Consider the following 24,543-nt stretch of genomic DNA (forward strand, 5'->3'; position numbering starts at 1 on the left):
AAGTTTTACCATATAGGGATGAAGGAAATAAAGTCAGGACAAAATACCGCAATTTGGCGTCGCATAGTGGCGGGTCAGCTTGTATTTGCCTTATGGTGTTCTTACACTTCGCCCGCTTATTCTGCTGGGGCTGCTCCAGCAGGCGATGTTTCGGTAGAGGGTAATTCAGCGGCAATCTCCAATATCAATCGCGCTATGCAGTCTCCAGATGCACGCCCTGCGAATGCCCCAACCCGAAGTAGCTTACAAAGTCAGCCTGCGATTGTGTTGCCGGATATGGGTGATCCTGGTGGTGATGCATTGAGTCGAGTAGATGAGCGTAAGTATGGCGAAATGATCATGCGTCAGATTCGTCCAGATGCAGATTATTCCAACGATTTACCCATTTACGACTATCTCAATCAAATGGAGAGGCGTCTATTGCAGGCCGCTAAAAAGTTGCAGCTTGGTGGAGCAAATGAGCAAGGAAGTGGCGCTTACAACTTTGAATTATTTGCCGTGAAGGACAGCAGTATTAATGCGTTTGCATTGCCTGGTGGATTTATTGGGTTTCATACTGGGCTGCTGGTGAGTGCAGAGTCTGACTCTGAAGTGGCTTCGGTTATGGGGCATGAAACGGGCCACGTATTGCAGCGCCACTTGGCTAGACAGATGGACAAGCAAACTACGAATACGATGATTGCGATTGCTGGCATGGTGCTGGGTGCTTTAGCAATGTCACGTAATCCTCAAGCAGCTGCAGGTTTAATGCAAGGTGGTCAAGCTGCTGCGATTAATAATCAACTTTCTTATTCTAGGGATGCGGAGCGAGAAGCGGATCGCATTGGCTTTCAGATTTTGGATGCCAGTGGGTATGACGTCAATGGCGCTCCTGGGTTTTTCCAACGCTTGCAAAAGGCTACTGGAATTATGGACAAAGGTGTTCCTACTTATGTCCGCACTCACCCGCTCACAACGGATCGTATTGCAGATATGCAAGATCGGGCGCGCACTGTTCCAGCACGAAATGTTCCCACGGCTGTGGAGTTTTATTTCATTAAAGCCCGAGCACGAATGGAACAAGCGGGTAGTTCCAGTGGTCTCTATGACTTAAAAAACACATTTGATAGCTTGAGTAAGCAATCCCAAGTAGGCAAGCAAATGGAAGGTTTCTATGGCTTGGCTTTGATCGCGCAGCGACAAGGAAAGTGGGATCAAGCTGAATCTGATTTACAGCAAGCACGTAATTTAGCTCAGAAAGCAAGCGCACCAGGCTCTCCAATTCAGCGTCAAAGTTTGTCGCTAGAAATCACTGCCTCTGAATTGGCTTTGGCAAAAGGTAGAAATGAAGAGGCGCTGCAAATTGCGCAGAATGCTTTACGCGCCTACCCTCAGTCATATGCTGCCGGTGCCGCAATGGTGAATGCGGAGCTCAAGATGGGGCGTACAAACGATGCCATTACTTGGTTAAAGGCGCGAACACGCTCACAACCCAATGAGATTTTGTGGTGGAGCATGCTATCTAATGCCTACGATCAAGCAAACAATGTTCCAATGCGCCATTTTGCTTTGGGTGAAAAGTACGCCTTAGAGGGGGCATGGCCCTCTGCTATTGAACAACTCAAGATTGCACGAAGCGCGGGCGGCGCTGATTTTTATCAAAGCTCTAGTATTGATGCGCGCCTTAGAGAAATGCAGCGGCAGTATCGAGATGAATTAAAGGATCAGGGAAAACAATTCCCTGGCTAGCATTGGCCCATTAAAGTGGCATGGGTTCTTTGATGAATCCAAAGCGCTTGCCCAGTTCATCTGAGTGAATAGGATCTAGTGCTAGCTGCTTGCCTTGCCAGTTCCATGAACCCCCAAAACTGCATGCTTCCTCGCGTAATTTGGCTAGTTCAGAAAATTGATCCAGGTCGTGATCATGAAGTAGGGCAATACCAAGATAATCTGCTGTCTCAAACCGTTGAGTTGCTAAATCTTTACAAATGCTTTGCTTTATAAATCCAGCAATGTAAATATTACCGTTTTCATCGCTTAGGGCCGAGCTCGGATTGATCTCAGTCTGGCATTGTGTAATCATCTTTAGACCATCCTCACCGGGGATGATGCGTGCAACCCATGGGGTATTAGTTAGAGTAATAAATACCCGTTGTGGACCATTCTGGAAAAAGTATCTGCCAGATTGATCGCATGCGTAATTGCGGTTAATAAATTCTTTAAGGGCGGTGTGTTCAATTACTTGGCCTGGCAATCTATTTTGCTGGGCGAATTCATCTCGCATACGCCACTGGCCTCTACGATCTAAAGCAAGCCAACCATAGCAATCCGGCACATTAGGCCATTTAATGAGTGAGCGTAATACTTGCTCATCCATTGATTTAGTGGAAACCGTGGGGTGTTGATGGTGCGTCGAAGGTGTCGTCAGTTGACCGGCTGGCATGCAAATGCGCAATGCGCCAACCTTGACTATCTTGCAAGAGCACCAACGTGATGTTTAGAAAAAACTCCGCTTCAATTTGATCTGCCCTCAAATGAACGGCTTCAGTCGTGTCATAAACTGCCGCTCCTAAAATGGAGTGGCTGATACAGGCGATAGGCTCTAAGAATAAGGCTTGTTTTGAGAGTAATCTTTCAAGGCCGTCCCGAATTTCAGCGTGCCCACTGAGTCGATGTCCTTCTGGTAGTACACAGGTAATAGAGTCGTCATCTAACCAGATTGCTAGTGCGCCTTGAACATCGCGGTGGCGTAGAGCATCGCGCCAAGCATCAACTACTTCATCGGCATTATGAAAAAGTCTAGCGAGTTTAGTCATAGCTAGTTTCCTGTGGGCTATAGCAAGGTATTCAGTGTAGCGAATACTTGTTGCGGGAGGATGTCATTTAGACACTTTAGATGGCCAAGAGGACATTCTTTTTTGTGGCAAGGGCTGCAAGGGAGATTGAGCCAAAGCACTTTGGCCATTTCTGATAATGGTGGAGTGTGTGCAGGATCGCTTGAGCCAAAAATAGCCACTTGGGGTGTTTTGAGTGCTGCGGCAATATGCATCAATCCAGAATCGTTGCTGACAACGGCTTTAGCTGCGCCAATTAATGCGATAGCCTCATCTAGAGATGTATTGCCACACCAGTTATGAATATTTGCTCGATTCTGGGATTGCTGAAGAATTTCTTCGGCTAGTTGATGATCGCCCTTGCCACCCAGAAGAATGATGTGTGCATTTGTGTGAGTATGGGCAAGACTGTTTGCTAATGCTGCGAAGTGAGGAGCGGGCCAGCGTTTGGTTGGTCCGTATTCAGCACCTGGACAAAAAACAAATACTGAGTTGGGATCAATATTTGCATCTGATAATTTTTTGTTGATAGATTGGCTGGCAGTTGCAGCAACATTAAGCTTAGGCGTAAGTGATCTTGCCACAGGTAATTCACCATGCGAAAGCAATTCGCCCAGAGCTAAGTAATGTTCTACCATTGGTGGGCGATTCACTTTGCTTGGGTTATCGAGCGCCACATTAATCAATCCAAAGCGCAGCTCACCACGGTAGCCAACCCGAAAAGGGATGTTTGCTAGCCAGGGGATGAGTGCTGACTTCAGGCTATTTGGAAGGACAAAACAAGCTTGATAGTTTTTTTCTTGAAGATCTTTTGCTAATTGCTTGCGCAATCCCCACTGCAATTGTTTATGCTGAAAATCGGCTTCGATTACATCGTTGACTTCGGTACATGCGCGATAAATAGGTGCTACCCAATTGCTAGCAAGCACATCAATTTTTGAGGCTGGGTATTGAGTTTTGAGAGCAGCTAATAGTGGCTGCGTCATGACGGCATCCCCAATCCAGTTTGGGGCGATGATCAGAATACCTTGCATGAGATGTATCCCGACTCAGCACCCCTTAATGAATGGGGTGCTGATACGAATCAGTGCCCGTGTGGCTCAGTGCCAGGGATGAGTTTGTACTCAGTGCCACAGTATGGGCACTTTGCTTCCCCGGTCTTTGTGATATCCAAAAAGACGCGTGGATGAGAGTTCCATGCAGGCGTTTTATTTGTAGGGCAATGTAAAGGAAGATCTTTGCCGTCGACCATCACAGCTTGAGATTGAGTCATCACTTGCTTTCTAGGAGTTAAATACGATTAACTTATTTAACGAAGGTGAGCCAAGATTTGTACTTATCATTTCTGCCGTAAACAGCATCGAAGTAAGTCTTCTGGATTTTTTCAGTAATCGGGCCACGTTTGCCATCACCAATCGTGCGATCATCAAGTTCGCGGATTGGAGTTACCTCGGCAGCAGTTCCGGTAAAGAATGCTTCGTCGGCTGAATACACTTCATCACGTGTTAAACGTTTCTCACGTACTTCATAGCCAAGATCTTTAGCAATCTGAATGACGGAGTCACGGGTGATGCCATCTAGGCAAGAGGCTAGGTCTGGGGTGTAAACAATTCCGTTGCGAACCATAAAGAGGTTTTCGCCAGAACCTTCTGAAACGTAACCTTCTGTATCGAGCAACAATGCCTCATCGTATCCATTGGCAGTTACTTCTTGATTGGCCAAAATGGAGTTGATGTAATAGCCAGAGGCTTTAGCGCGAACCAAAGATGAATTTACAAAGTGGCGTGTGAAGGAGGATGTTTTAACGCGAATACCTTTGTTAATGCCATCTTCGCCCAAATAAGCACCCCATTCCCAGGCGGCGATTGAGGTGTGTATGCTGTTGCCTTTAGGGGAGATACCGAGTTTTTGCGACCCGATGAAGATGATCGGGCGGATGTAGCAGGCTTCGAGCTTATTGCTATTAATGACATCAATAATGCCCTTACTAATCTCTTCAGGGCTATATGGCATGCTCATTTGAAAGATTTTGGTGCCATTGAATAAGCGCTTTACGTGCTCTGGTAGGCGAAAAATAGCAGTGCCTTGGGCTGTTTTATAGGCGCGAATACCCTCAAATACGCCCATTCCGTAATGTAGGCTGTGGGTTAATACGTGAACATTTGCTTCACGCCAAGGAATCAGCTTCCCATCGGACCAAATAAAACCATCGCGGTCGGACATCGACATTTTTTCTACCTTTTGTGTCTATAGGCTATCTGTAAATAGCGGATTAATCGGGGCGCCAGGCCAGGCGGTCTATGACCAATTGGCTCAGGGTGCGTCCAAGCCTCTATTGTAGAGCAGGCGACCCCATTTGTAGGCAAGGACCCAGGGGGTTGTAGGGCGGGACGATTTAGAATGGAGTATTCCCCATAAACCACCATATTTAGCCTATCTCATGCCTGAATCCTTATTTAAAGTGAAGCGTTTAAGCGAATTAGCCCAATCGGGCCAATTAAAGGGTAAGCGAGTGTTGATTCGCGCTGACCTAAACGTTCCTCAAGATGACGCTGGCAATATTACCGAGGACACCCGTATTCGTGCATCCATGCCTGCCGTGCAGATGTGTTTGGATGCCGGAGCTGCTGTGATGGTGACTTCCCACTTAGGTCGTCCTACTGAAGGTCAATTTAAGCCTGAGGATAGTTTGGCGCCAGTTGCGGATCGGATTGCAACATTGCTGAATCGCAAAGTGCCTTTGATTAGTGATTGGGTTGAAGGTGGATTTGAAGTGAATCCAGGTGAAGTAGTGCTTCTGGAAAACTGTCGCTTAAATGTGGGCGAGAAAAAGAATAGCGATGAGTTGGCAAAGAAAATTGCTTCACTCTGTGATGTCTATGTAAATGATGCTTTTGGTACTGCGCATCGTGCTGAAGCAACCACAAACGGCGTTGCTAAATTTGCACCAGTTGCTTGCGCTGGTCCACTGATGGCTGCTGAATTAGATGCATTAAGCCGTGCACTCGCAAGCCCTAAGCGTCCATTGGTGGCAATTGTTGCCGGCTCAAAAGTGTCTTCTAAGTTAACCATCTTGAAGGCCCTCTCTGAAAAAGTAGATGAGCTTATTGTTGGTGGTGGTATTGCCAATACATTCATGTTGGCTAAAGGTTTGCCTATTGGAAAGTCATTGGCAGAGCCTGATTTAGTGAATGAAGCTAAAGAGATTATGGATCTCATGGAAAAGCGCGGAGCTCATGTACCTATTCCAGAAGATGTGGTGGTCGCAAACGAACTGTCCCCACTGGCGCGCGCAAACCGAGTGCCAGCAGATCAAGTTGCTGAAGATGACATGATTTTAGATATCGGACCCAAGACCGCCGCACGACTCTCTATCATGCTGGCTCATGCGGGAACCATTGTTTGGAATGGGCCACTTGGTGTATTTGAGATTGATCAATTTGGTGGCGGCACAAAAATGTTGGCGGCTGCAATTGCACACTCTCCCGCATTCTCTATTGCTGGTGGCGGCGATACCTTAGCGGCGATCGCCAAATACGGTATTGAAAATCAAGTGGATTACATCTCTACTGGCGGTGGTGCGTTCTTGGAATTCTTAGAAGGCAAAACACTGCCAGCCTTCGCAGTGCTAGCTGAGAGAGCGAAAGATTAAATATGCTTAGAGCAACCAAAATCATTGCGACTTTAGGACCGGCTTCTGAAAAACCGGAAGTCTTGCGCGAGATGATTCGTGCGGGTGTCGATGTCGTGCGTATGAACTTTTCTCATGGCACTGTTGCTGATCACAAGGCGCGTCATGATTTGGTGCGTAGTATTTCTGCTGAAGTTGGCAAAGAAGTTGGCATCATGGCTGATTTACAGGGGCCAAAGATTCGCGTAGGTAAATTTGCCGACACCAAAATATTGCTCAAAGAAGGCGATAAATTTACTTTGGATGTGAATTGCGAGCTGGGCAATCAAGATTGTGTTGGTTTGGATTACAAAGAGCTTCCAAATGATGTGAAGCAGGGTGATCGGTTGTTATTAAACGATGGCTTGGTGGTATTGCGCGTCGAAAGTGTTCAGGGTGGGAAAATATTGACACTGGTTGAACAGGGTGGGCCGCTTTCCAATAACAAGGGCATTAACCGTGCGGGTGGTGGTTTGACTGCACCTGCGCTGACTGAAAAAGATATTGCTGATTTAGATGCGGCGATTGCGATGGGCGTTGATTTTTTAGCTATCAGTTTTCCTAAAGATGGTGCCGACATGGCTTATGCCCGTAAGCTTGCTGATGCGGCCAGTAAAAAGCACGGCGTTGGCAAAGTCAGAACGATTGCCAAAGTAGAGCGTGCTGAAGCAATTGCGCCAGAAGCACTAAAAAGCATTATTGCTGAGAGTGACGGCATTATGGTGGCCCGTGGTGATCTTGCAATTGAAGTGGGCAATGCTGCAGTACCTGCTTTACAAAAGCGCATGATTGCTTGGGCGCGAGAAGCCGATAAGTTCACCATCACCGCAACACAAATGATGGAATCGATGATTAATGCTCCTGTACCAACTCGCGCTGAGGTAAGTGACGTGGCCAATGCGGTACTTGATGGCACTGATGCAGTGATGCTCTCGGCGGAATCTGCGGCGGGTATGTACCCTGTGCAAACGATTAAGGCGATGGCGGAGATTTGTGTAGAGGCTGAAAAGTCTGATCGTGTCAAATTGGAGACAGACTTCTTGGATCAAACATTTACACGTATTGATCAGACGATTGCCTTGGGCGCTTTGTTTACTGCTCACCATCTCAATGCTGATGCGATCGCCGCTTTAACCGACTCAGGATCAACTGCAATTTGGATGAGTCGTCATAATATTCATGTGCCAATCTTTGCATTGACTTCGAAGATTGCAACACAACGCGCTTTGAGTACTTACCGCAATGTCACTCCAATTGGATTGGATTACACCAAGGATAGAGATACCGCCTTGCAAGAGGTTGAGGCGTGTTTAAAGGGTCTGGGCGCTGTTAAGCAAGGTGCTACCGTAGTACTTACCTCAGGCGAGCCAATGGGCGAACCAGGGGGTACTAATACTCTGAAGATTATTCATGTGAAGTAAACCAACCTCATCAATATTCAATTACAACCTTAAATCTATTTCTAATTAAGAGAACATCATGGCTTTAGTATCTTTACGACAACTTTTGGATCATGCCGCTGAAAATGGCTATGGCTTGCCAGCATTTAACGTTAATAACTTAGAGCAAGTGACTGCGATTATGGAGGCTGCTAACGAAGCAGATTCTCCAGTCATCATGCAGGCATCTGCAGGCGCCCGTAAATATGCTGGCGAGGCATTCTTGCGTCATTTGATCTCTGCGGCAGTTGAAGCCTACCCACATATTCCAGTGGTAATGCATCAAGATCATGGTCAAAGCCCAGCAGTTTGCATGGCAGCTATTAAGAGTGGCTTTACGAGTGTGATGATGGATGGCTCTTTAGAGGCTGATGGAAAGTCAGTGGCCAGCTATGAATACAACGTTGATGTCTCTAAAGAAGTTGTTAAGTTCTCTCACTCTATTGGCGTTACCGTTGAAGCAGAACTCGGAGTTTTGGGTTCACTGGAGACTATGAAGGGTGATAAAGAGGATGGGCATGGTGCCGATGGCATGATGACTCGGGAGCAATTGCTGACGGACGTCGAGCAAGCTGCTGACTTTGTTAAGGCTACCCAGTGTGATGCTTTGGCAATCGCTATTGGTACTAGCCACGGCGCATACAAGTTTACTAAAAAACCTACTGGCGATATTTTGGCAATTGACCGCATCAAAGAGATTCATGCTCGTATACCGAATACGCATTTGGTGATGCATGGCTCTTCCAGTGTTCCTCAAGAGCTGCTCGCGGAGATTCGTGAGTTTGGTGGTGATATGAAAGAAACGTACGGTGTACCTGTTGAAGAGATTCAAGAGGGCATTAAGAACGGGGTACGCAAAATCAATATTGATACCGATATTCGTCTAGCAATGACGGGCGCCATTCGTCGCTACTTGTTTGAGAACCCAAGCAAGTTTGATCCACGCGATTATTTGAAGCCAGCGCGTGAGGCTGCCAAGAAAGTCTGTATCGCTCGCTTTCAGGCTTTTGGTTCTGCTGGTCAAGCATCTAAGATTAAGCCTATTCCATTGGAAAAAATGGCCGAGCTATATAAGAGCGGTAAGTTAGCTCAGATCGTGAAGTAATTGATATGCCAGCTCTTTACGCTACTTCCATTAAGTCCTTGCCTCTCCTCTCTAAAGGCAAAGTGCGTGATGTATACGCCCTGGGCGATGACAAATTATTGATGATCACTACCGATCGATTGTCCGCATTTGATGTGGTCATGGGTGAGCCTATTCCTGAGAAGGGTATTGTCCTCAATCAAATGGCCAATTTCTGGTTTGATAAGTTGGGCAAAGTTATTCCCAATCATTTAACTGGAATCGATCCTGCAACTGTTGTTGCTCCTGATGAGGTGGATCAGGTTAAAGGCCGTGCTGTAGTTGCTAAGCGCTTAAAGCCAATTTTGGTTGAGGCGGTTGTGCGTGGATATCTGGCTGGTAGCGGTTGGAAAGACTACAAAGAGACTGGTAAGGTCTGTGGAATTGCATTGCCTGCTGGTTTAGAAAACGCTCAAAAATTACCAGAGCCAATCTTTACTCCCGCTGCAAAAGCGGACGTGGGTGAGCATGATGAAAATATTTCATTTGAAAAAGTAGTTGAGTTGATTGGCGAGAAATTGGCAAACCAAATTCGCGATATCAGTATTCGTTTGTATAAAGAGGCCTCTGAATATGCTGCGACACGCGGCATCATCATTGCGGATACCAAGTTTGAATTTGGTCTAGATGATGCAGGGCAATTGGTGCTAATGGATGAGATTCTGACTGCAGACTCTTCTCGTTTTTGGCCTGCTGAAACCTATTATGTTGGCTCAAACCCACCCTCTTATGACAAGCAATTCGTGCGCGATTGGTTAGAAACTGCCCAAGTAAACGGTAAGTTGTGGCCCAAGACAGCTCCAGCTCCTCAGTTACCTGCTGATGTAATTGAAAAGACTGCTGAAAAGTATCGTGAAGCGCTTACTCGCTTAACCCAAGGATCTTAGGGATAATAGAGCCCCTGAGGGTCTTAAAGGGCCCTAAAAGCATGTAAGTTATTTGGAGAGCTAAATGAGCAAAAAGCCAGTTGTCGGAATCGTGATGGGGTCCAATTCTGATTGGGATACCATGCAGCATGCCGCTCAAATGCTTGAGCAGTTTGGTGTAACTCATGAAGCTAAGGTGTTGTCAGCCCATCGCATGCCAGATGATATGTTTCAATATGCAGAGAACGCCCAGAAAAATGGTTTGCAAGCCATTATTGCTGGTGCTGGCGGTGCTGCTCACTTGCCAGGTATGTTGGCATCAAAGACGATTGTCCCTGTGTATGGCGTGCCCGTTGCTAGTAAGTATCTGCGCGGTGAAGACTCTTTATATTCAATTGTGCAAATGCCCAAAGGAATTCCTGTTGCTACCTTCGCCATTGGCGAGGCTGGAGCTGCAAATGCAGCTTTGCATGTGATTGCAGGCTTAGCTTTGCATGATGTCGACTTGGCAAAGCGCTTGGAAGAGTTTCGCGTAAAACAATCTGATGCAGCGCGCTCTATGAATTTGCCAGGATACAACTAGATGGTAAATCGTATGGAACCCATTTTGCCGGGTTCATATTTAGGAATACTAGGTGGTGGTCAATTGGGGCGCATGTTTACGCAAGCCGCTCAAGCCATGGGTTATAAAGTCTGCGTGCTCGATCCAGGCTCTGATAGTCCCGCTGGTTCAATCGCTGAGAAATTCATTCAAGCCGACTACACAAACTCTGCTGCTTTAAAAGAGATGGCTGCTTTGTGCGCGGCGGTGAGCACTGAATTTGAGAATGTTCCTGCCCAAGCACTTGATGAGCTTGAGTCTTTAGGGGTGTTTGTAGCACCGCGCAGCAGTTGCGTTTCATTGGCGCAAAATCGCATTGCAGAAAAGAATTTTCTAGCGACCTGGAAGTCTGAAACCAATATTGGCCCAGCACCTCACTTTGTCATTGAACATGATGCTGATATCGCCCATGTTCCCGCAGATTTATTTCCTGGAATCCTGAAAACAGCCCGCATGGGTTATGACGGCAAAGGTCAAATTACTGTTCATGCCGCAGAACAATTAGTGGATGCTTGGGCGGAGTTGGGTAAGGTTCCTTGTGTATTAGAAAAACGCATGGAATTGGATTTCGAGGTTTCGGCATTGGTAGCGCGAGGCTATGACGATTCAGTAGTTGCTTATCCAGTTTCACAAAACGTGCATCGCGATGGAATTTTGCATACCTCCACAGTGCCTGCGCCTTCTTTAAAGCCGGCGCAAGAGAAAAAAATTATTGATGCTGCTAAAGCGCTGATACGGAAGATTGATTACGTTGGCGTATTGTGTGTTGAGTTCTTTATTTTAAAGAATGGCGATATCGTTGCTAATGAAATTGCTCCTAGACCCCATAATTCAGGGCACTACACCATGGATGCTTGTGTGAGCAGCCAGTTTGAGCAACAGGTTAGAGCAATGGCTCGACTTCCTTTAGGCGATACCCGTCAGTTGGCCCCCGTTTCGATGTTAAATCTCTTAGGCGATCTTTGGTTTACCGGTAATGAAGATCAAGCAAAAGAGCCGGCATGGAATAAGGTGCTTGCACATCCCGATGCCAAATTACATCTTTATGGAAAGTCAGCGCCACGCATTGGCAGAAAAATGGGCCACATTAATTGTTTAGGTGAAGCGCTGAACGAGGCTCGTCAAAATTGTGCTGCTGTCGCCGCTGAGCTGGGCATAGAACCCTAGAAATGTCTGGGGTTACATCTGGCGAATCATCGCCACAATCGTTAGTCATCAATGAAGCTGCTCAGGCCTTGCGTAATGGATGCTTGGTCGCCTTTCCGACGGAAACGGTGTACGGCTTGGGCGCTGATGCCAGCAATCCCAGCGCTATTCAAAAAGTATTTACGACAAAAGGTCGACCATCGAATCACCCTTTGATAGTTCATATCGCCGCTCCGGAGCAATTGGGACATGGGCAAATTGATTGGGTGTCAGTTTTAGCGCCATGGGCAAGAGATATTTCCGAGGATGCTCTCAAATTAATAAATGCTTTTTGGCCCGGCCCATTAACTTTGGTTTTTAAAAAAGATAAGCATGTGCTCAATGAGATTACTGGTGGCCAAGATACGGTCGCCATTCGATCTCCTGCGCATCCAATCGCTCAAGAGCTATTACGCCAATTTCAAGGTGGAGTAGTAGCGCCTTCAGCTAATCGCTTTGGCAAAGTCTCTCCAACAAGTGCAGCAGATGTGCGTAGTGAATTTGAAGACGAATCGGAGTTGCTGGTAATTGATGGCGGTGATTGCGAAGTTGGCATTGAGTCGACGATTGTGGATGTCTCCAATGGAGACCGCGCAGTTCTTCTACGCCCAGGCGTGATTACGCCAAATGAAATATTCGTCAAAACAGGTGTGCAAGTTTATGGTCCTGGCGAGATGGGAGATGTCAATGTTCATCCGGAATCTTTACCAAGAGTATCTGGAAGTTTAAAAGCCCATTACGCACCTACAACCCCATTGCGCTTGTATGCTCCTGGTCGCGTCCTCGATGCTCTGACTGAATTTCCGGACACAAAGTCTCGGGTTGCTGTTGCGGTTTGGGATTCCGAATCTTCTTTGGGAGATGACGGGCATCCATCCGCTCATTTTGAAGAGGTGGAGGTGCCGAGTGACAGCACTGCTTTTGCAAGTCGCCTATATCGTTCGCTCAGAGATTTGGATGAGCAAGGTTGGGATCTCATATTGTTTCCGGAGCCTCCTGCAGGCGAAGAATGGGATGGGGTGAGAGATCGTCTTCAGCGCGCGTGCTTTGGTTCTGGGCCATCTTCAAGTAGCCACGATAGCAATTGATCGTGGGCCTCTAGCCCTTTCCAAGCGTTAGGGTGGTTGATAAATGAGCTAACGGCATACATTCTTCCTGATTTACTCACCACATACCCCGAGATCGCCCGTACATCTGCAAGTGATCCCGTCTTCATTCTGACTTCAGGTTTTTTCTTGAGATGTAAAAATTTTCGCAGTTGAGTCATTAAACGATTGCGCATCGTCCCATCAGTACCGGCTATGGGAAGGCTGTTGTAGAACACTTCCCCAACAGGAAGGTTGCGCGCTTTTAATAAGAGCTGATTCATTTGCTCGCTTGAAATTGCTTCATTCCTAGAAAGACCTGATCCATTCTCGATCACGAGCCCGTTGAAATGAAGACCATTTTGTTTAAGCCAACTCTGAATAACGAGCTCGCCATTCGTGGTGGTTGCTGGTTTACCCATTTTTTCTAATGCCAAAGTCAGTAGAAGTTGGCGGGCCATTACATTGTTGGAATATTTATTAATATCCTGTACATCATCAGCAAGAGAAATTCCTTCAAATTGCAACAAGAGTCTGGCTGCCAGAGGAACGGCACCATCTTTACCCACTGGGGGCTTCACCCAAGTGCCACCAGCAAGCTCCCAAGCCGCAGCAAAACCTTGCGTCAAGAAGGTATTGGCGTCTAGTGCTACAACATTGAAGTTGACGCCTCTGCATGTACTTGGAAAAGACCCCGAAAATTGGGCGGTGATAGATTGATCAGTGCTTGCCACGGTTTCTGGGTCTAGATTAAAGCGAAGATTGCTTTTCCAGTTATCGCAAGATCGATCAACGAGTTGCATTTGATTGACAATCTTTAACTGAGATAGTGTCGGTGTGTAGCTAATGTCAATAAAGTCAGCCGTGCGAGATTTTCCAAGCTGAAAAGACAGGGTTCTAAATGCGTAAAGCAATGGATCTGGCGGAACGTTATAGGCCCTCAAGGATTCACCATCAATCGTGTTGTGCTCCATTACGCTGGGCGCATAAGCGCCACGATCAAAAAATAAATTACCATCAATTTTCTGAATACCAAGGGCCTGTAAATCTTTCATGAGCTTGGCAAACTCTTCTGGGATTAGTTTCGGATCTCCACTGCCTTGTAAATAAAGATTGCCCTGCAAAGTGCCTTGTCGAATCACGCCATCAGTAAAGATTTTTGTACGCCAACGATACTGTGGGCCGAGAATATCTAAACCCGCCAAAGTGGTTAGCACCTTCATAGTTGAGGCAGGGTTCATGGGTTCGGATTCGCGCCAACCCAAAATAGCTTTGCCCTGATGTTTTCCAGGTTTTCCTAGTTCAATTTCTGTAACAGAGATGCTGATTGCGTCTAGGGGAATTTGATTACGCTCTAGGCTGTTAACAATAGTGCGAGGAATTGGGTTACCGAGGTTATCTTCAGCTTTTACTGATAAGCCATGAATACATCCACCAAAACATAGGATGGCTAGTAGATATTGCGCTATTGAATGAGATGCGGCTTTCATTGAGCATAGGATAAACCGATACGGCCAGAAGTGAAATCAATCTCGCTTGCTTGTCTATGGCTAAGGGTGCATTTGATTTTCTTGATAGCGCTGAATAAGCAGATTTTGCTCAAGTAAGAGGTGTTTAAAGGTGCTTAGTCGCCTCAAAAAATCGCCGTCTTTTTCAAGGGCTTCACACTTTTCAACGAAACGACTTGCCTCTAGTAAAAGGGCTCCGCCCTTTACCTTATGAATAAGACTAGCAAGTTCGTCTTCATTGATAGACGGATCCCTTAATTTCAAAAGTGCTTCATCATGCACCTTTTTAATTTCATCTAGGATAACCAATATCTGCTTTGGATCATTGGCTATCAGGTTTGCGAATGCATTAAACGAAAAGCTTCCCTCTTCATTGTTTTGGTCTGAGGGCCTTATGGTTGAAATAGAGAAATAGCGTGCTAATTCATTCTCAAGGCCTAACAGGCTGAGCGGTTTAATCAGAACCGCATTCATCCCAGCTGATAAAAAGTGATGGCGAGAATCTAGTGCGTAGATGTCCGCAGTGACGCCAATAATGATTAGATCACTATAGCCCATCTCTCGAATATGTTTAGATAACTCAGAGCCTTGCATGCCGGGAATGGATTGATCTGTAATTAGTAAATCAAAAGTATTTTGATGAATCTCTTCTAAAGCTATATCCGCGTTATCACAAACTGATACTTGAATGCCTAAAGCTTCAAGCTGAAGGGAGATGATCTGCCTGCTGGCAGGGTGGTCTTCCACGACCAAGGCTTTAAGGGGTTGATCGGGATGATTTCTTGAGATGAATTTCTTAGCATTTGATGCTGGAGCTTCTTTATATGAAGTATGTGAGGCTGCAATGCTGGTACGTGGGAATGCAATTGAAAAATGAATGTTGCTACCCAAGCCTGGCGCGCTATCAAAATACAGTTGGCTATTCATTGAGCTTACTAAATGATTGGTAATGGTGAGGCCCAGGCCAGTCCCGCTCTCGTCAGTACCTTTGCCGGGTATTTGTTCAAAGGGTTGTAGGGCCAAAGCAATTTCTTCTTTGCCCATTCCAATACCAGTATCAATAATGCGGAACTCGATTAATTGCCCAGCATGATCATCAGCTAGTACGCTAATAGAGAAATAGATTTCACCTTGGTTGGTAAATTTAATGGCGTTACTCAGAAGATTTTGCAAGACCTGACGAAGACGAAGGGCGTCAATCATGAGTACTTCAGCAATTCTAGGATCTTTGGAGGTGTGAAGAATTAAATTGTGCTTATTAGCAACTGCTGAAAAGGCATGATCAAGGTTGTTGATGATGCTATTTAAGCAGCAAGGCTCCAAGTTCAAGGTGAGTTTGCCAGCCTCAATCTTTGAGAGGTCGAGAACCTGGTTAAGAATTCCGAGCAAAGACTCAGCAGAGGTATGCGCGCTCTTTAATAATGATTTTTCATGCGCAGGAAATTGCTTGCTACTGAGTAATAATTCTTGAACACCCAAGATCGCATTCATCGGCGTCCGAATTTCATGGCTCATCGTTGCCAAAAATGAAGTTTTGGCGGCATTAGCCTTTTCTGCGATTTCTTTCGATGTATGTAGGCTTGCCAAAGCTTGTTCTTGAAACACTCTCTTTTTATGTAGACTCCATATCAGAGTGCTACCAATCATGAGGATTACTAGGCTGGCAAACCACCCTAGTGCGCTTGCTGGATCAGAAATATTTTCACTGGGATATGTTTCAACTGCGAAAAGATGCCGAGATTCAATGGGATCAAGGTGATTTAGAAAGCGCTCTAAAAGTTGATGAAAGGGCTTGTCTTCATGAGAAATCAGCCAGCGATAAGCAAATGGCTCTCGTTGGTAAATTCCATCCAGTTGAAGATCTTGGTTGGTTTGGTTTTTGAGTAGGTGTTGAGCTAAGCGGATCGGAAGTACCAGCGCCTCGATATCATTCGCCAACAAGCTCAACAATAATTTCTCTGGATTATTTGATGGACTAGTTTGTGGGTCCGCAATGATGGGAGGGTTCTCATAGCCACGATCAAGATACCCAAGTTTTGCTTGTGAGCTGATTCCATCGCCATTATTTCTTTTGGTGACAATAGCATCTTGTCCCCAGAAAATCGCTTCCGATAAAGATCCAAAGCGAAGGTATTCGTCATTAAGGGAGGGTGGATCAATTATAAAATCCACCTCGCCATTAGATAATTGTTTTAAGCCCTCTTGCTCTGTTTTTCGCCACTTCGGACGAAATTCTTGTTGGGTGTACTCGCTGAGTTTTTGTAAGATTTTATGAAAGACACCGTGAGAGCTAGCTTCTTTGCCCTCCATAAGATAGGGAGCATATTTTTCATGAATACTAAAGTGAACAATAGGGTGCGCATCGATCCAACGTTGCTCGGCGGAGCTGATTGAGGTGGCGTGAGTAACTCCACTAAAAAGAAGTCCGCAAGAGAAAACTGCTTTAACAAAGAATCGATGCATAGCGTGCTTAGCTTTCGATGATGTTATTCATTCTGCAGAACAGAATTAAATCGGCAATATTATTAATGCCAAGTTTGTCAAAGACGCGTGTTTTATATGTGGCTACGGTTTTATTGCTGATATGTAATAAATCGGAGATCTGCTGATTAGAATTTCCTTTGCCGAGATACTTCATAACTTGTAGTTCGCGATCTGAGATCATTGCCAACTTTTCACTGTCCGTTAATGAGCTATTTCCATTTTTCCCATATGTGAAAAATGTGTAGCCTTGAGAAATCGCGACACAGGCTGCCAGAATCACATCTGCCCCAGCAGTTTTGTTAACGAAGCCATGTCCGCCCAGCGATCGAACGCGCCCGCCATAGACCGCTTCATCCATGCTCGACAGAATCAACATGCGTACATCTGGATACATTAGACCAATGCGACGAATAACATCAAAGCCATCTGTCTTTGGCATATCCAAATCCAAAATCACCATGTCCGGATTAATTTCTTTAATGGATCGAAGACATTCCTCACCATTTTGGGATTGCCCGACAACTTCAAATACCAACTGGTCTTGCAACATACTTTTTAGAGCCATCAGCATTGCAGGATGGTCATCTACCAACATCACGCGTTTTCTCATTACTTGTCTCCATTTCGGTTTAGGTGTTGATGAGGGTGCAGCGAAAAAATGGCTTTAGCGATTCGACTATCGTTAATCTGTAGCATTTGATGTCTGCTAATGGGAGGCATCATGAGGCCGCCATAGCAATGATCAATTTGCCAGGCAGTCGCATTTTCTAAATCTCTCACAAGCGTCATATTGCTGGCGTAAATTTGGGTTGGTGAATACGGATCCTGTCTAATGCTGGACAGCACATCTGGCGAAGGCGTTTGCTCACGAAGGGCATTCATATTGAGATGAATTCCTTCCATCTTGAATTCATCTACCCACCGAAGCTCTTCGAGGCTGCCGGTGAAGTGAATGAGGTGAAGTAAAACGCCTAGGCGACGCATGCGTAGCAATCCTTCTGTGCATGCGCTAGCAAGATCAGGTTCGGGAAGTGATTGAATGCCTAGCGCAACCAATCCAACTGGCAAACGAGAATTCAATATTAAGTCGCTTAATGCATCAACATATTCGCTGGAAGCAATTGCATGCGCGGGAACAGGCAAAATTCCGGGAATGAAACGACCGCTACGATGCCAGTAAGAGATCGTATCTAGCCCCTCCATGAATAAGCGGAGCAATTGCGTGTCGGAGGCCTGAAGAAGTGTTCTGAATAAAGATCCTGTCAGTTTTGTGCCTTTGTTATTAAAAATAGGTTCATGACTAATCGCTTGTCGTTTGGACCAGGATTGATGTTCTTCAAGGGCTTGGCTATTCAGGCCAAGCCAGGGTGCGCCACAGGCGTCTCGTACTTCCTGGAAGGGTTTGTTCTTCCATGCTTTTACAAGCGTGTACAGCCGGGATTTCGGGCTCATCAGCATTCTCCAATCGGTGACTGTTCAGTCTAGGCAGGTCAGATTGGAGCGGTAAGGGCTTTGGGTTGATTTATCTGTAGGAATCTTCCTACTGCCCTGCTCAAAGTATAGATAGAGGCTAAATCCTTAAATAATTTGTGGGGATCAGCCCTTGAAATCCTAGGAAGCAGACCTATATAATCAGCACTCCCTACACGCGAGTGCTAAAAAGGTAGTTTTTACGTAAATTACCTCTGAATTCCGTGTAATGAGATTATAAAGCATTGATTTATATAGTTTATTTAATTAGTTAACACTTACTAACATAGGAGAAGAGATGAATTTGCGTCCTTTACATGATCGCGTAATCATCAAGCGTTTAGATCAAGAATCAAAGACAGCCTCTGGAATCATCATTCCGGATGCGGCTGCAGAAAAGCCTGATCAAGGTGAAGTACTAGCGGTTGGCCCAGGCAAGCGTGATGACAGTGGCAAATTAAATGCACCAGACGTCAAAGTTGGTGATCGCGTGTTGTTTGGTAAGTATGCTGGCCAAACTGTAAAAGTCGACAACGAAGAACTCATCGTGATGCGTGAAGACGACATCATGGCTGTTGTTCAGAAGTAATTTCGGTATTTAAGAGAGGAACCTAATCATGGCAGCAAAAGACGTTGTATTTGGAGATAACGCTCGCACCAAGATGGTCGAGGGCGTCAATATTCTTGCGAACGCAGTAAAAACAACTCTCGGACCAAAAGGTCGTAACGTTGTTATCGAGCGTTCATTTGGTGGGCCAACTGTTACTAAAGACGGTGTGTCTGTAGCAAAAGAAATCGAACTCAAAGATAAGTTGCAAAACATGGGCGCACAGATGGTTAAGGAAGTTGCTTCCAAGACTGCTGATATCGCTGGTGACGGTACAACTACCGCTACTGTTTTGGCGCAATCCATTGTTCGGGAAGGTATGAAGTATGTTGTGTCTGGTCACAACCCAATGGACCTCAAGCGCGGTATCGATAAGGCAGTAACTGCTGCAATCGGCGAACTCGCCAAGATCAGCAAGCCTTGTACTACTACTAAGGAAATCGCCCAAGTAGGTTCTATTTCTGCTAACAGCGATCACAGTATTGGTCAGCGCATTGCGGAAGCGATGGAAAAAGTTGGTAAAGAAGGTGTGATTACTGTTGAAGACGGTAAGTCTTTGGATGATGAATTGGAAGTAGTAGAAGGTATGCAGTTTGATCGTGGCTACCTCTCTCCATATTTCATTAACCAGCCTGAAAAACAAGTTGCTGTATTGGACAACCCATACGTACTCTTGTTTGATAAGAAGATCGCTAACATCCGTGATTTGCTCCCAGTTCTTGAGCAGGTTGCCAAGTCTGGTCGTCCATTACTAATCATTGCTGAAGATGTTGAAGGCGAAGCCTTGGCAACTTTGGTTGTGAACAATATCCGCGGCATTATCAAAACTTGTGCTGTTAAGGCTCCAGGCTTTGGTGATCGTCGTAAGGCAATGCTCGAAGACATCGCAATCTTGACTGGCGGTACTGTAATTGCTGAAGAGATCGGCCTCACACTCGAGAAAACTACTCTTGAGCACTTAGGTCAAGCTAAGCGTATCGAAGTTGGCAAAGAAAATACCATCATCATTGATGGCGCTGGTGATGCTAAGGCAATCGAAGCACGCGTAAAGAATATTCGTGTGCAGATTGAAGAGGCTACCAGTGACTACGACAAAGAAAAATTGCAAGAGCGTGTTGCCAAGTTGGCGGGCGGTGTTGCGGTGATTCGTGTTGGTGCTGCTACTGAAGTTGAAATGAAAGAGAAGAAAGCTCGTGTTGATGATGCATTGCATGCAACTCGCGCAGCTGTGGAAGAAGGTATTGTTCCTGGCGGTGGTGTCGCATTGATTCGTGCAATGCAGGGTATCAAGGGCTTGAAAGGCGATAACGCTGATCAAGACGCTGGTATCAGCATCGTATTACGCGCTATGCAAGAGCCGCTCCGTACTATCGTGAGCAACGCTGGTGAAGATGCTGGCGTGGTTGTTAATGCCGTGCAAGAGAGCAAAGGCAATAACGGTTATAACGCAGCTTCTGGTGAATACGGTGATCTCGTAGCTCAGGGTGTTATTGACCCAACTAAGGTTACAAAAACTGCATTGGTGAACGCTGCATCTGTTGCTGGCTTGTTATTGACAACCGATTGCGCAATCTCTGAAGCGCCAAAAGAAGAATCTGCTGGCGGTGGTATGCCTGATATGGGTGGTATGGGCGGCATGGGTGGTATGGGCGGCATGATGTAATTGCCTTACCATTCTGCAACTTATCCGCAGAAGTAAAGAAGCACAGACGCCTGGTTCATCGCCAGGCGTTTTTTTTATTTCTTTTTGATTACGCACTAACTAAATACCCGTATGATTCGAAAAGAAGCATGTTGCACCGTAGTGGATCATTTAGCTTTAAATATCCGTGGTTGATCTTTTAATAATAAGTAAATCACAAGTTGATTTATATAAATAGGAGATAAGCAATGAGCGAAGGCACAAGCATCTTAAAGTCGAAGTGGGTTCAGCTTGCTTTAGGCGTGGTTTGTATGATGTCGATTTCAAGTCCACAGTATGTCTGGGCTTTATTCACAAAACCCATCATGGGTCAGTTGGGCGTAACGCTCACTGAGCTTCAAGTTACATTTTCTATCTTGATTGTTTTGCAAACTTTCTTCTCTCCATTCCAGGGGTATTTGGTAGATAAGTTTGGACCTCGTTTGTTGTTGTCTATCGGTACGATATTGACGGGATTGAGTTGGGTGCTATCCGCAAACTTAACTACCGTTTCTAATCTATACATTACTTATGGTGTACTAGGCGGTCTTGGCACAGGCATTGTCTACATCGGTGTAGTTGGTTTGATGGTGCGTTGGTTCCCGAATAATCGTGGCTTTGCTGTGGGCATGGTTGCAGCTGGTTATGGAATCGGTGCATTGTTAACTACATTCCCAATCTCCACCAGCCTTGCTGAATCAGGTTTGCAGGGCACTCTAACCTTCTTTGGTTATTTGATTGGGGTTGTGGGATTGCTGGCTGCACAAGGAATTCGTGTACCACACGCTAGCCATGTTCAAGCCGCAGACCAAATTGCAGCGACATCAGGCGTAGCTCCTAAAACAATGTTAAAGACCCCTATTTTCTGGCTCATGTTCTTAATGATGTCGATGATGTCGACATCAGGTCTGATGGTGATTTCACAAATGGGTGCGTTCGCAAAAGATTTTGGCATTACTTCTGCGACCGTATTTGGTATGGCCGCACTACCATTGGCTCTCACCATTGACCGTGTCACTAACGGCTTAACTAGACCATTTTTTGGTTGGGTATCTGATAAATTGGGTCGTGAGTACACAATGACGATCGCATTTGGTCTTGAAGCCATCGCAATGTTTTTATGGGTGATGACTCGTTCTGATCCAGTTATGTTTGTGCTCTTGTCTGGCATTGTTTTCTTTGGTTGGGGTGAGATCTTCTCCTTGTTCCCATCAACCTTGACAGATACCTTCGGACAAAAGCATGCCACTACAAACTATGGCTTTTTGTATATGGCGCAGGGTGTTGGCTCTATTATTGGCGGCCCAATTGCCGCTTATATTCATGGTGTAGCAGATAGTTGGATCCCAGTATTTGCCATCATGATTGCCCTGGATGCAACCGCGGCAATTCTGGCGTTCTTTGTACTACGTCCTATGCGTGCCAAATATATGCAGGCACGTGCTGCTTGATTATTCAAGCAAAAAGTTTGGAATAAAAAGGCTAGCATTTGCTAGCCTTTTTATTTGTAAATTACAAAAGATTTAATCTGGTTGAATCCCACCATCTTTGATAACTTTTTTCATCTTTATCAATCCTTGCGAGATCATTTCTTTTAAATGCTCCGGCCCCAGCGGAACAAATTCAAAGCCTTGCTGAATTAATTGTTCACGTAGTTTGGGGTCTTTCAAGGCACTTACCAATGCGTCATTGAGTTTCTCAATAATGGCTGGTGATGTTCCCTTTGGTGCAAGCAATGCCCCCCAAGTTGAGAACTCATAACCTTTAATACTCTCGTTAATCGTTGGCACATTTGGTAACAATGGGGATCGAGTTTTACTTGCTACGCCAAGTACTTTCAGTTTGCCTGCGCGAATATGTGGCAGCACTACGGATAAGGCGCTAATCATTACGGGCACTTGGCCAGCCATGACATCAGTTACTGCCGCTGCTGCTCCGCGATATGGGATGTGCACAATTGGAGCACCAGTGTATTGACGGAAAATCTCCATGCCAATGTGTTGCGGCGATCCGTTGCCACCAGAGGCGTAATCAATCTTGCCCGGTTTTTCCTTTGCGATACGCACGAGATCTGCCGCAGTGTTGCCTGGAAATGAAGGGTTAGCAACCAAGACAAATGTAATTGCCGCTACTTCAGAAATAGGTGCGAAGCTTTGAATGGGGTCGTAGTCAATTTTTTATATAGATTAGGCAACATTGTCAGAATGCTGTCATTAAAAGCTCCCAAAACATAACCATCAGCTGGGCTCTGAGCTACCTTCGCGGTGCCAATAAGTCCCGCGCCACCAGGAATATTTTCAATTGTGATGGCTTGTCCAAGACTTTCACCCATCTTCTGGGCAATTGGACGCATCAAGATATCAACACCGCTGCCTGCTTGGAGTGGCATGATGGTCTGAATAGTCCGGCTAGGGTAGTTAGCTTGTGCCTTTGCTACTCCGCAAAAAAGCAATTCAATAAAAGTGGCACTTACCAATATAAAAGTCTTTATTTTCATTTTGTCTCAATCTGTTTTTTTTATTTTCATTCCGTTGATACAGAATGTTTTTTCATATCTTAGCGCAATAAAAAACCGCCCGTAGGCGGTTTCTATAAAAGGCTGGTTGGCTATTACTCAACTGCCTTGACCATATCCTCAACCACTTTCTTCGCATCGCCGAAGACCATCATGGTTTTATCCATGTAGAAGAGTTCATTATCTAGGCCGGCGTAACCTGCTGCCATTGAGCGCTTATTCACAATGATAGTTTTGGCTTTAAATGCTTCCAAAATTGGCATGCCAAAGATTGGGCTGCCTGGGGTGCGGGCTGCAGGATTAACCACATCGTTGGCACCGAGAACTAAAACCACATCCGCTTGGCCGAAATCACTGTTGATATCTTCCATTTCGAATACTTGATCGTATGGCACTTCTGCTTCAGCCAATAGCACGTTCATGTGACCAGGCATGCGACCAGCCACAGGGTGAATCGCATATTTAACAGTTACACCATGGTGAGTCAGTTTTTCTGTTAACTCTTTCAAGGCATGCTGAGCACGAGCAACAGCGAGACCATAACCAGGAACAATAATCACAGTGTCGGCATTTTCCATGAGGAATGCAGCATCTTCAGGTGAGCCTGTCTTGTAATTTTTTGGACCGCCATCATCAGCACCGCCAGCCGCTGCTTCGGCACCAAAGCCGCCAAGCAATACGGCGAGGATCGAGCGGTTCATTGCCTTACACATAATGTAAGAAAGAATCGCGCCTGAAGAGCCTACACATGCGCCAGCAATAATCAGCACTGGGTTATTCAGGGTGAAGCCGATACCAGCGGCTGCCCAACCAGAATAGCTGTTCAGCATGGATACCACCACAGGCATATCTGCACCACCAATTGGAATGATCAAGGTGATGCCGAGTACCAAGGCAATGGCACACATTGCCATAAAAGCCGCATGACTATCTGCCATGTAGTAAGCAATACCAGCGCTAACCATGGAGATAGCAAGAATCAAATTGAGTAAATGTTGGCCAGTAAAGCTAACTGGTTTACCACTTACTTTTCCTGAGAGTTTGCCAAATGCAATGACGGAAGCGGTGAAAGTAATCGCTCCAATAAAGGCACCAATAAATAGCTCAATCTTTTGTGCGCCAGTATGGTCATGCGCGGTATTAAATACTGCAGCGATCGCAATTAATACTGCTGATAAACCTACAAATGAGTGCATCAATGCCACTAGCTCTGGCATCTTCGTCATCTGCACGCGTTTTGCCGCAAGGGTACCAATAATGGCGCCACCCACAACAGCCGCAGCAATGAGTGAGACAGCAGGCTTGAAGTCAGGAATAAAGAAGGTGGTAATTACCGCTAACAACATACCAATCATGCCAAAGGTATTGCCTTGGCGTGAAGTGGTTGGTGAAGACAAACCGCGCAATGCGAGGATGAACAACACCGATGAAATGAGATAAGAAATAGCAGTTATGTTTGACATTGTTTTGGTCTCTTGTGTTCTCTATCGAGGTCT

General features: G+C 45.7%; 21 protein-coding genes and 1 pseudogene. 11 read left to right on the forward strand and 11 right to left on the reverse strand.

The features are described from left to right. The first annotated feature begins 18 nt into the window (after nucleotides 1-18). A complete protein-coding gene (locus ICV39_RS04305) occupies nucleotides 19-1,728 on the forward strand; it encodes a M48 family metalloprotease (protein WP_215390637.1) in 1,710 nt (569 codons plus the stop codon). Between the two features lie 10 nt (nucleotides 1,729-1,738). Here ICV39_RS04305 and ICV39_RS04310 read toward each other — a convergent pair whose 3' ends face one another. The 5 genes from ICV39_RS04310 to ICV39_RS04330 are packed head-to-tail and all read right to left on the reverse strand — an operon-like array spanning nucleotide 1,739 to nucleotide 5,042. Further along, nucleotides 1,739-2,356 (reverse strand): DUF2946 family protein, encoded by a 618-nt coding sequence (locus ICV39_RS04310; protein WP_215390638.1) that lies wholly within the window; start codon nucleotides 2,354-2,356, stop codon nucleotides 1,739-1,741. 4 nt (nucleotides 2,357-2,360) lie between these two features. Continuing rightward, on the reverse strand, nucleotides 2,361-2,795 hold the full coding sequence (locus tag ICV39_RS04315; RefSeq protein ID WP_215390639.1) for a nuclear transport factor 2 family protein: 435 nt from the start codon (nucleotides 2,793-2,795) through the stop codon (nucleotides 2,361-2,363). A 17-nt stretch (nucleotides 2,796-2,812) separates the two neighbouring features. Beyond that, nucleotides 2,813-3,847 carry a lipopolysaccharide heptosyltransferase II gene (waaF, locus tag ICV39_RS04320; RefSeq protein ID WP_215390640.1) on the reverse strand — a complete coding sequence of 345 codons (1,035 nt, stop codon included), beginning with the start codon at nucleotides 3,845-3,847 and terminating at the stop codon, nucleotides 2,813-2,815. A 50-nt stretch (nucleotides 3,848-3,897) separates the two neighbouring features. Then, complete coding sequence (locus ICV39_RS04325; protein WP_215390641.1) at nucleotides 3,898-4,086, reverse strand: zinc-finger domain-containing protein; 189 nt, start codon at nucleotides 4,084-4,086, stop codon at nucleotides 3,898-3,900. A 32-nt stretch (nucleotides 4,087-4,118) separates the two neighbouring features. After that, nucleotides 4,119-5,042, reverse strand: a complete 924-nt coding sequence (locus tag ICV39_RS04330) for a branched-chain amino acid transaminase (protein ID WP_215390642.1) — start codon at nucleotides 5,040-5,042, stop codon at nucleotides 4,119-4,121. A gap of 211 nt (nucleotides 5,043-5,253) precedes the next feature. Between ICV39_RS04330 and ICV39_RS04335 the strand changes: the two genes are divergently transcribed. The 7 genes from ICV39_RS04335 (at nucleotide 5,254) to ICV39_RS04365 (ending at nucleotide 12,785) form a co-directional block, all read left to right on the forward strand. Continuing rightward, nucleotides 5,254-6,465, forward strand: a complete 1,212-nt coding sequence (locus ICV39_RS04335; protein ID WP_215390643.1) for a phosphoglycerate kinase — start codon at nucleotides 5,254-5,256, stop codon at nucleotides 6,463-6,465. 2 nt (nucleotides 6,466-6,467) lie between these two features. After that, complete coding sequence (gene pyk, locus ICV39_RS04340) at nucleotides 6,468-7,904, forward strand: pyruvate kinase (RefSeq protein ID WP_215390644.1); 1,437 nt, start codon at nucleotides 6,468-6,470, stop codon at nucleotides 7,902-7,904. 58 nt (nucleotides 7,905-7,962) lie between these two features. After that, on the forward strand, nucleotides 7,963-9,027 hold the full coding sequence (gene fba / locus ICV39_RS04345; RefSeq protein ID WP_215316174.1) for a class II fructose-bisphosphate aldolase: 1,065 nt from the start codon (nucleotides 7,963-7,965) through the stop codon (nucleotides 9,025-9,027). Nucleotides 9,028-9,032: 5 nt separating this feature from the next. After that, on the forward strand, nucleotides 9,033-9,932 hold the full coding sequence (locus tag ICV39_RS04350) for a phosphoribosylaminoimidazolesuccinocarboxamide synthase (protein ID WP_215390645.1): 900 nt from the start codon (nucleotides 9,033-9,035) through the stop codon (nucleotides 9,930-9,932). A gap of 64 nt (nucleotides 9,933-9,996) precedes the next feature. Continuing rightward, nucleotides 9,997-10,494 (forward strand): 5-(carboxyamino)imidazole ribonucleotide mutase, encoded by a 498-nt coding sequence (gene purE, locus ICV39_RS04355; RefSeq protein WP_215390646.1) that lies wholly within the window; start codon nucleotides 9,997-9,999, stop codon nucleotides 10,492-10,494. Further along, a complete protein-coding gene (locus ICV39_RS04360; RefSeq protein WP_215390647.1) occupies nucleotides 10,495-11,679 on the forward strand; it encodes a 5-(carboxyamino)imidazole ribonucleotide synthase in 1,185 nt (394 codons plus the stop codon). A gap of 2 nt (nucleotides 11,680-11,681) precedes the next feature. Further along, on the forward strand, nucleotides 11,682-12,785 hold the full coding sequence (locus ICV39_RS04365; RefSeq protein ID WP_215390648.1) for an L-threonylcarbamoyladenylate synthase: 1,104 nt from the start codon (nucleotides 11,682-11,684) through the stop codon (nucleotides 12,783-12,785). Here ICV39_RS04365 and dacB read toward each other — a convergent pair. From dacB to ICV39_RS04385, 4 genes are read right to left on the reverse strand one after another with little or no spacing between them, the layout of a single operon-like run. After that, nucleotides 12,731-14,272, reverse strand: a complete 1,542-nt coding sequence (gene dacB / locus ICV39_RS04370) for a D-alanyl-D-alanine carboxypeptidase/D-alanyl-D-alanine-endopeptidase (protein ID WP_215390649.1) — start codon at nucleotides 14,270-14,272, stop codon at nucleotides 12,731-12,733. The genes ICV39_RS04365 and dacB overlap by 55 nt on opposite strands. 60 nt (nucleotides 14,273-14,332) lie before the next feature. Beyond that, nucleotides 14,333-16,753 (reverse strand): ATP-binding protein, encoded by a 2,421-nt coding sequence (locus tag ICV39_RS04375; protein ID WP_215390650.1) that lies wholly within the window; start codon nucleotides 16,751-16,753, stop codon nucleotides 14,333-14,335. A gap of 7 nt (nucleotides 16,754-16,760) precedes the next feature. After that, nucleotides 16,761-17,384, reverse strand: a complete 624-nt coding sequence (locus ICV39_RS04380) for a response regulator transcription factor (RefSeq protein WP_215390651.1) — start codon at nucleotides 17,382-17,384, stop codon at nucleotides 16,761-16,763. Then, the gene (locus ICV39_RS04385; RefSeq protein WP_215390652.1) at nucleotides 17,384-18,226 is read right to left on the reverse strand and encodes a diguanylate phosphodiesterase; all 843 of its coding nucleotides are present in this window, start codon (nucleotides 18,224-18,226) and stop codon (nucleotides 17,384-17,386) included. Before ICV39_RS04385 ends, ICV39_RS04380 begins: the two co-directional genes overlap by 1 nt. A 316-nt stretch (nucleotides 18,227-18,542) precedes the next feature. Between ICV39_RS04385 and ICV39_RS04390 the strand changes: the two genes are divergently transcribed. From ICV39_RS04390 to oxlT, 3 genes are all read left to right on the forward strand, one after another. Beyond that, a complete protein-coding gene (locus ICV39_RS04390; RefSeq protein ID WP_173956397.1) occupies nucleotides 18,543-18,833 on the forward strand; it encodes a co-chaperone GroES in 291 nt (96 codons plus the stop codon). A gap of 28 nt (nucleotides 18,834-18,861) precedes the next feature. Then, a complete protein-coding gene (gene groL, locus ICV39_RS04395; RefSeq protein WP_215390653.1) occupies nucleotides 18,862-20,514 on the forward strand; it encodes a chaperonin GroEL in 1,653 nt (550 codons plus the stop codon). A 227-nt stretch (nucleotides 20,515-20,741) separates the two neighbouring features. Next, nucleotides 20,742-21,983, forward strand: a complete 1,242-nt coding sequence (gene oxlT, locus ICV39_RS04400; RefSeq protein ID WP_215390654.1) for an oxalate/formate MFS antiporter — start codon at nucleotides 20,742-20,744, stop codon at nucleotides 21,981-21,983. A 72-nt stretch (nucleotides 21,984-22,055) separates the two neighbouring features. Here oxlT and ICV39_RS10120 read toward each other — a convergent pair. Continuing rightward, nucleotides 22,056-23,029 (reverse strand): annotated as a pseudogene (locus ICV39_RS10120) (Bug family tripartite tricarboxylate transporter substrate binding protein). 113 nt (nucleotides 23,030-23,142) lie between these two features. Further along, nucleotides 23,143-24,510, reverse strand: coding sequence for an NAD(P)(+) transhydrogenase (Re/Si-specific) subunit beta (locus ICV39_RS04415; protein WP_215390656.1), 1,368 nt, complete (start codon nucleotides 24,508-24,510; stop codon nucleotides 23,143-23,145). Nucleotides 24,511-24,543 lie beyond the last annotated feature (33 nt).

The sequence above is a fragment of the Polynucleobacter sp. MWH-UH25E genome (assembly GCF_018687095.1).
In the GTDB taxonomy this organism is placed as follows: Bacteria; Pseudomonadota; Gammaproteobacteria; order Burkholderiales; family Burkholderiaceae; genus Polynucleobacter.

Coding starts and splice junctions, on each gene's coding strand:
- ICV39_RS04385 (WP_215390652.1), bottom strand. CDS start 18,226: ATGAGCCCGAAATCCCGGCTGTACACGCTTGTAAAAGCATGGAAGAAC.
- ICV39_RS04375 (WP_215390650.1), bottom strand. CDS start 16,753: ATGCATCGATTCTTTGTTAAAGCAGTTTTCTCTTGCGGACTTCTTTTT.
- pyk (WP_215390644.1), top strand. CDS start 6,468: ATGCTTAGAGCAACCAAAATCATTGCGACTTTAGGACCGGCTTCTGAA.
- fba (WP_215316174.1), top strand. CDS start 7,963: ATGGCTTTAGTATCTTTACGACAACTTTTGGATCATGCCGCTGAAAAT.
- groL (WP_215390653.1), top strand. CDS start 18,862: ATGGCAGCAAAAGACGTTGTATTTGGAGATAACGCTCGCACCAAGATG.
- ICV39_RS04325 (WP_215390641.1), bottom strand. CDS start 4,086: ATGACTCAATCTCAAGCTGTGATGGTCGACGGCAAAGATCTTCCTTTA.
- ICV39_RS04330 (WP_215390642.1), bottom strand. CDS start 5,042: ATGTCGATGTCCGACCGCGATGGTTTTATTTGGTCCGATGGGAAGCTG.
- ICV39_RS04335 (WP_215390643.1), top strand. CDS start 5,254: ATGCCTGAATCCTTATTTAAAGTGAAGCGTTTAAGCGAATTAGCCCAA.
- ICV39_RS04415 (WP_215390656.1), bottom strand. CDS start 24,510: ATGTCAAACATAACTGCTATTTCTTATCTCATTTCATCGGTGTTGTTC.
- ICV39_RS04380 (WP_215390651.1), bottom strand. CDS start 17,384: ATGAGAAAACGCGTGATGTTGGTAGATGACCATCCTGCAATGCTGATG.
- ICV39_RS04365 (WP_215390648.1), top strand. CDS start 11,682: ATGTCTGGGGTTACATCTGGCGAATCATCGCCACAATCGTTAGTCATC.
- ICV39_RS04315 (WP_215390639.1), bottom strand. CDS start 2,795: ATGACTAAACTCGCTAGACTTTTTCATAATGCCGATGAAGTAGTTGAT.
- oxlT (WP_215390654.1), top strand. CDS start 20,742: ATGAGCGAAGGCACAAGCATCTTAAAGTCGAAGTGGGTTCAGCTTGCT.
- ICV39_RS04360 (WP_215390647.1), top strand. CDS start 10,495: ATGGTAAATCGTATGGAACCCATTTTGCCGGGTTCATATTTAGGAATA.
- ICV39_RS04390 (WP_173956397.1), top strand. CDS start 18,543: ATGAATTTGCGTCCTTTACATGATCGCGTAATCATCAAGCGTTTAGAT.
- ICV39_RS04310 (WP_215390638.1), bottom strand. CDS start 2,356: ATGGATGAGCAAGTATTACGCTCACTCATTAAATGGCCTAATGTGCCG.
- ICV39_RS04350 (WP_215390645.1), top strand. CDS start 9,033: ATGCCAGCTCTTTACGCTACTTCCATTAAGTCCTTGCCTCTCCTCTCT.
- ICV39_RS04305 (WP_215390637.1), top strand. CDS start 19: ATGAAGGAAATAAAGTCAGGACAAAATACCGCAATTTGGCGTCGCATA.
- purE (WP_215390646.1), top strand. CDS start 9,997: ATGAGCAAAAAGCCAGTTGTCGGAATCGTGATGGGGTCCAATTCTGAT.
- dacB (WP_215390649.1), bottom strand. CDS start 14,272: ATGAAAGCCGCATCTCATTCAATAGCGCAATATCTACTAGCCATCCTA.
- waaF (WP_215390640.1), bottom strand. CDS start 3,847: ATGCAAGGTATTCTGATCATCGCCCCAAACTGGATTGGGGATGCCGTC.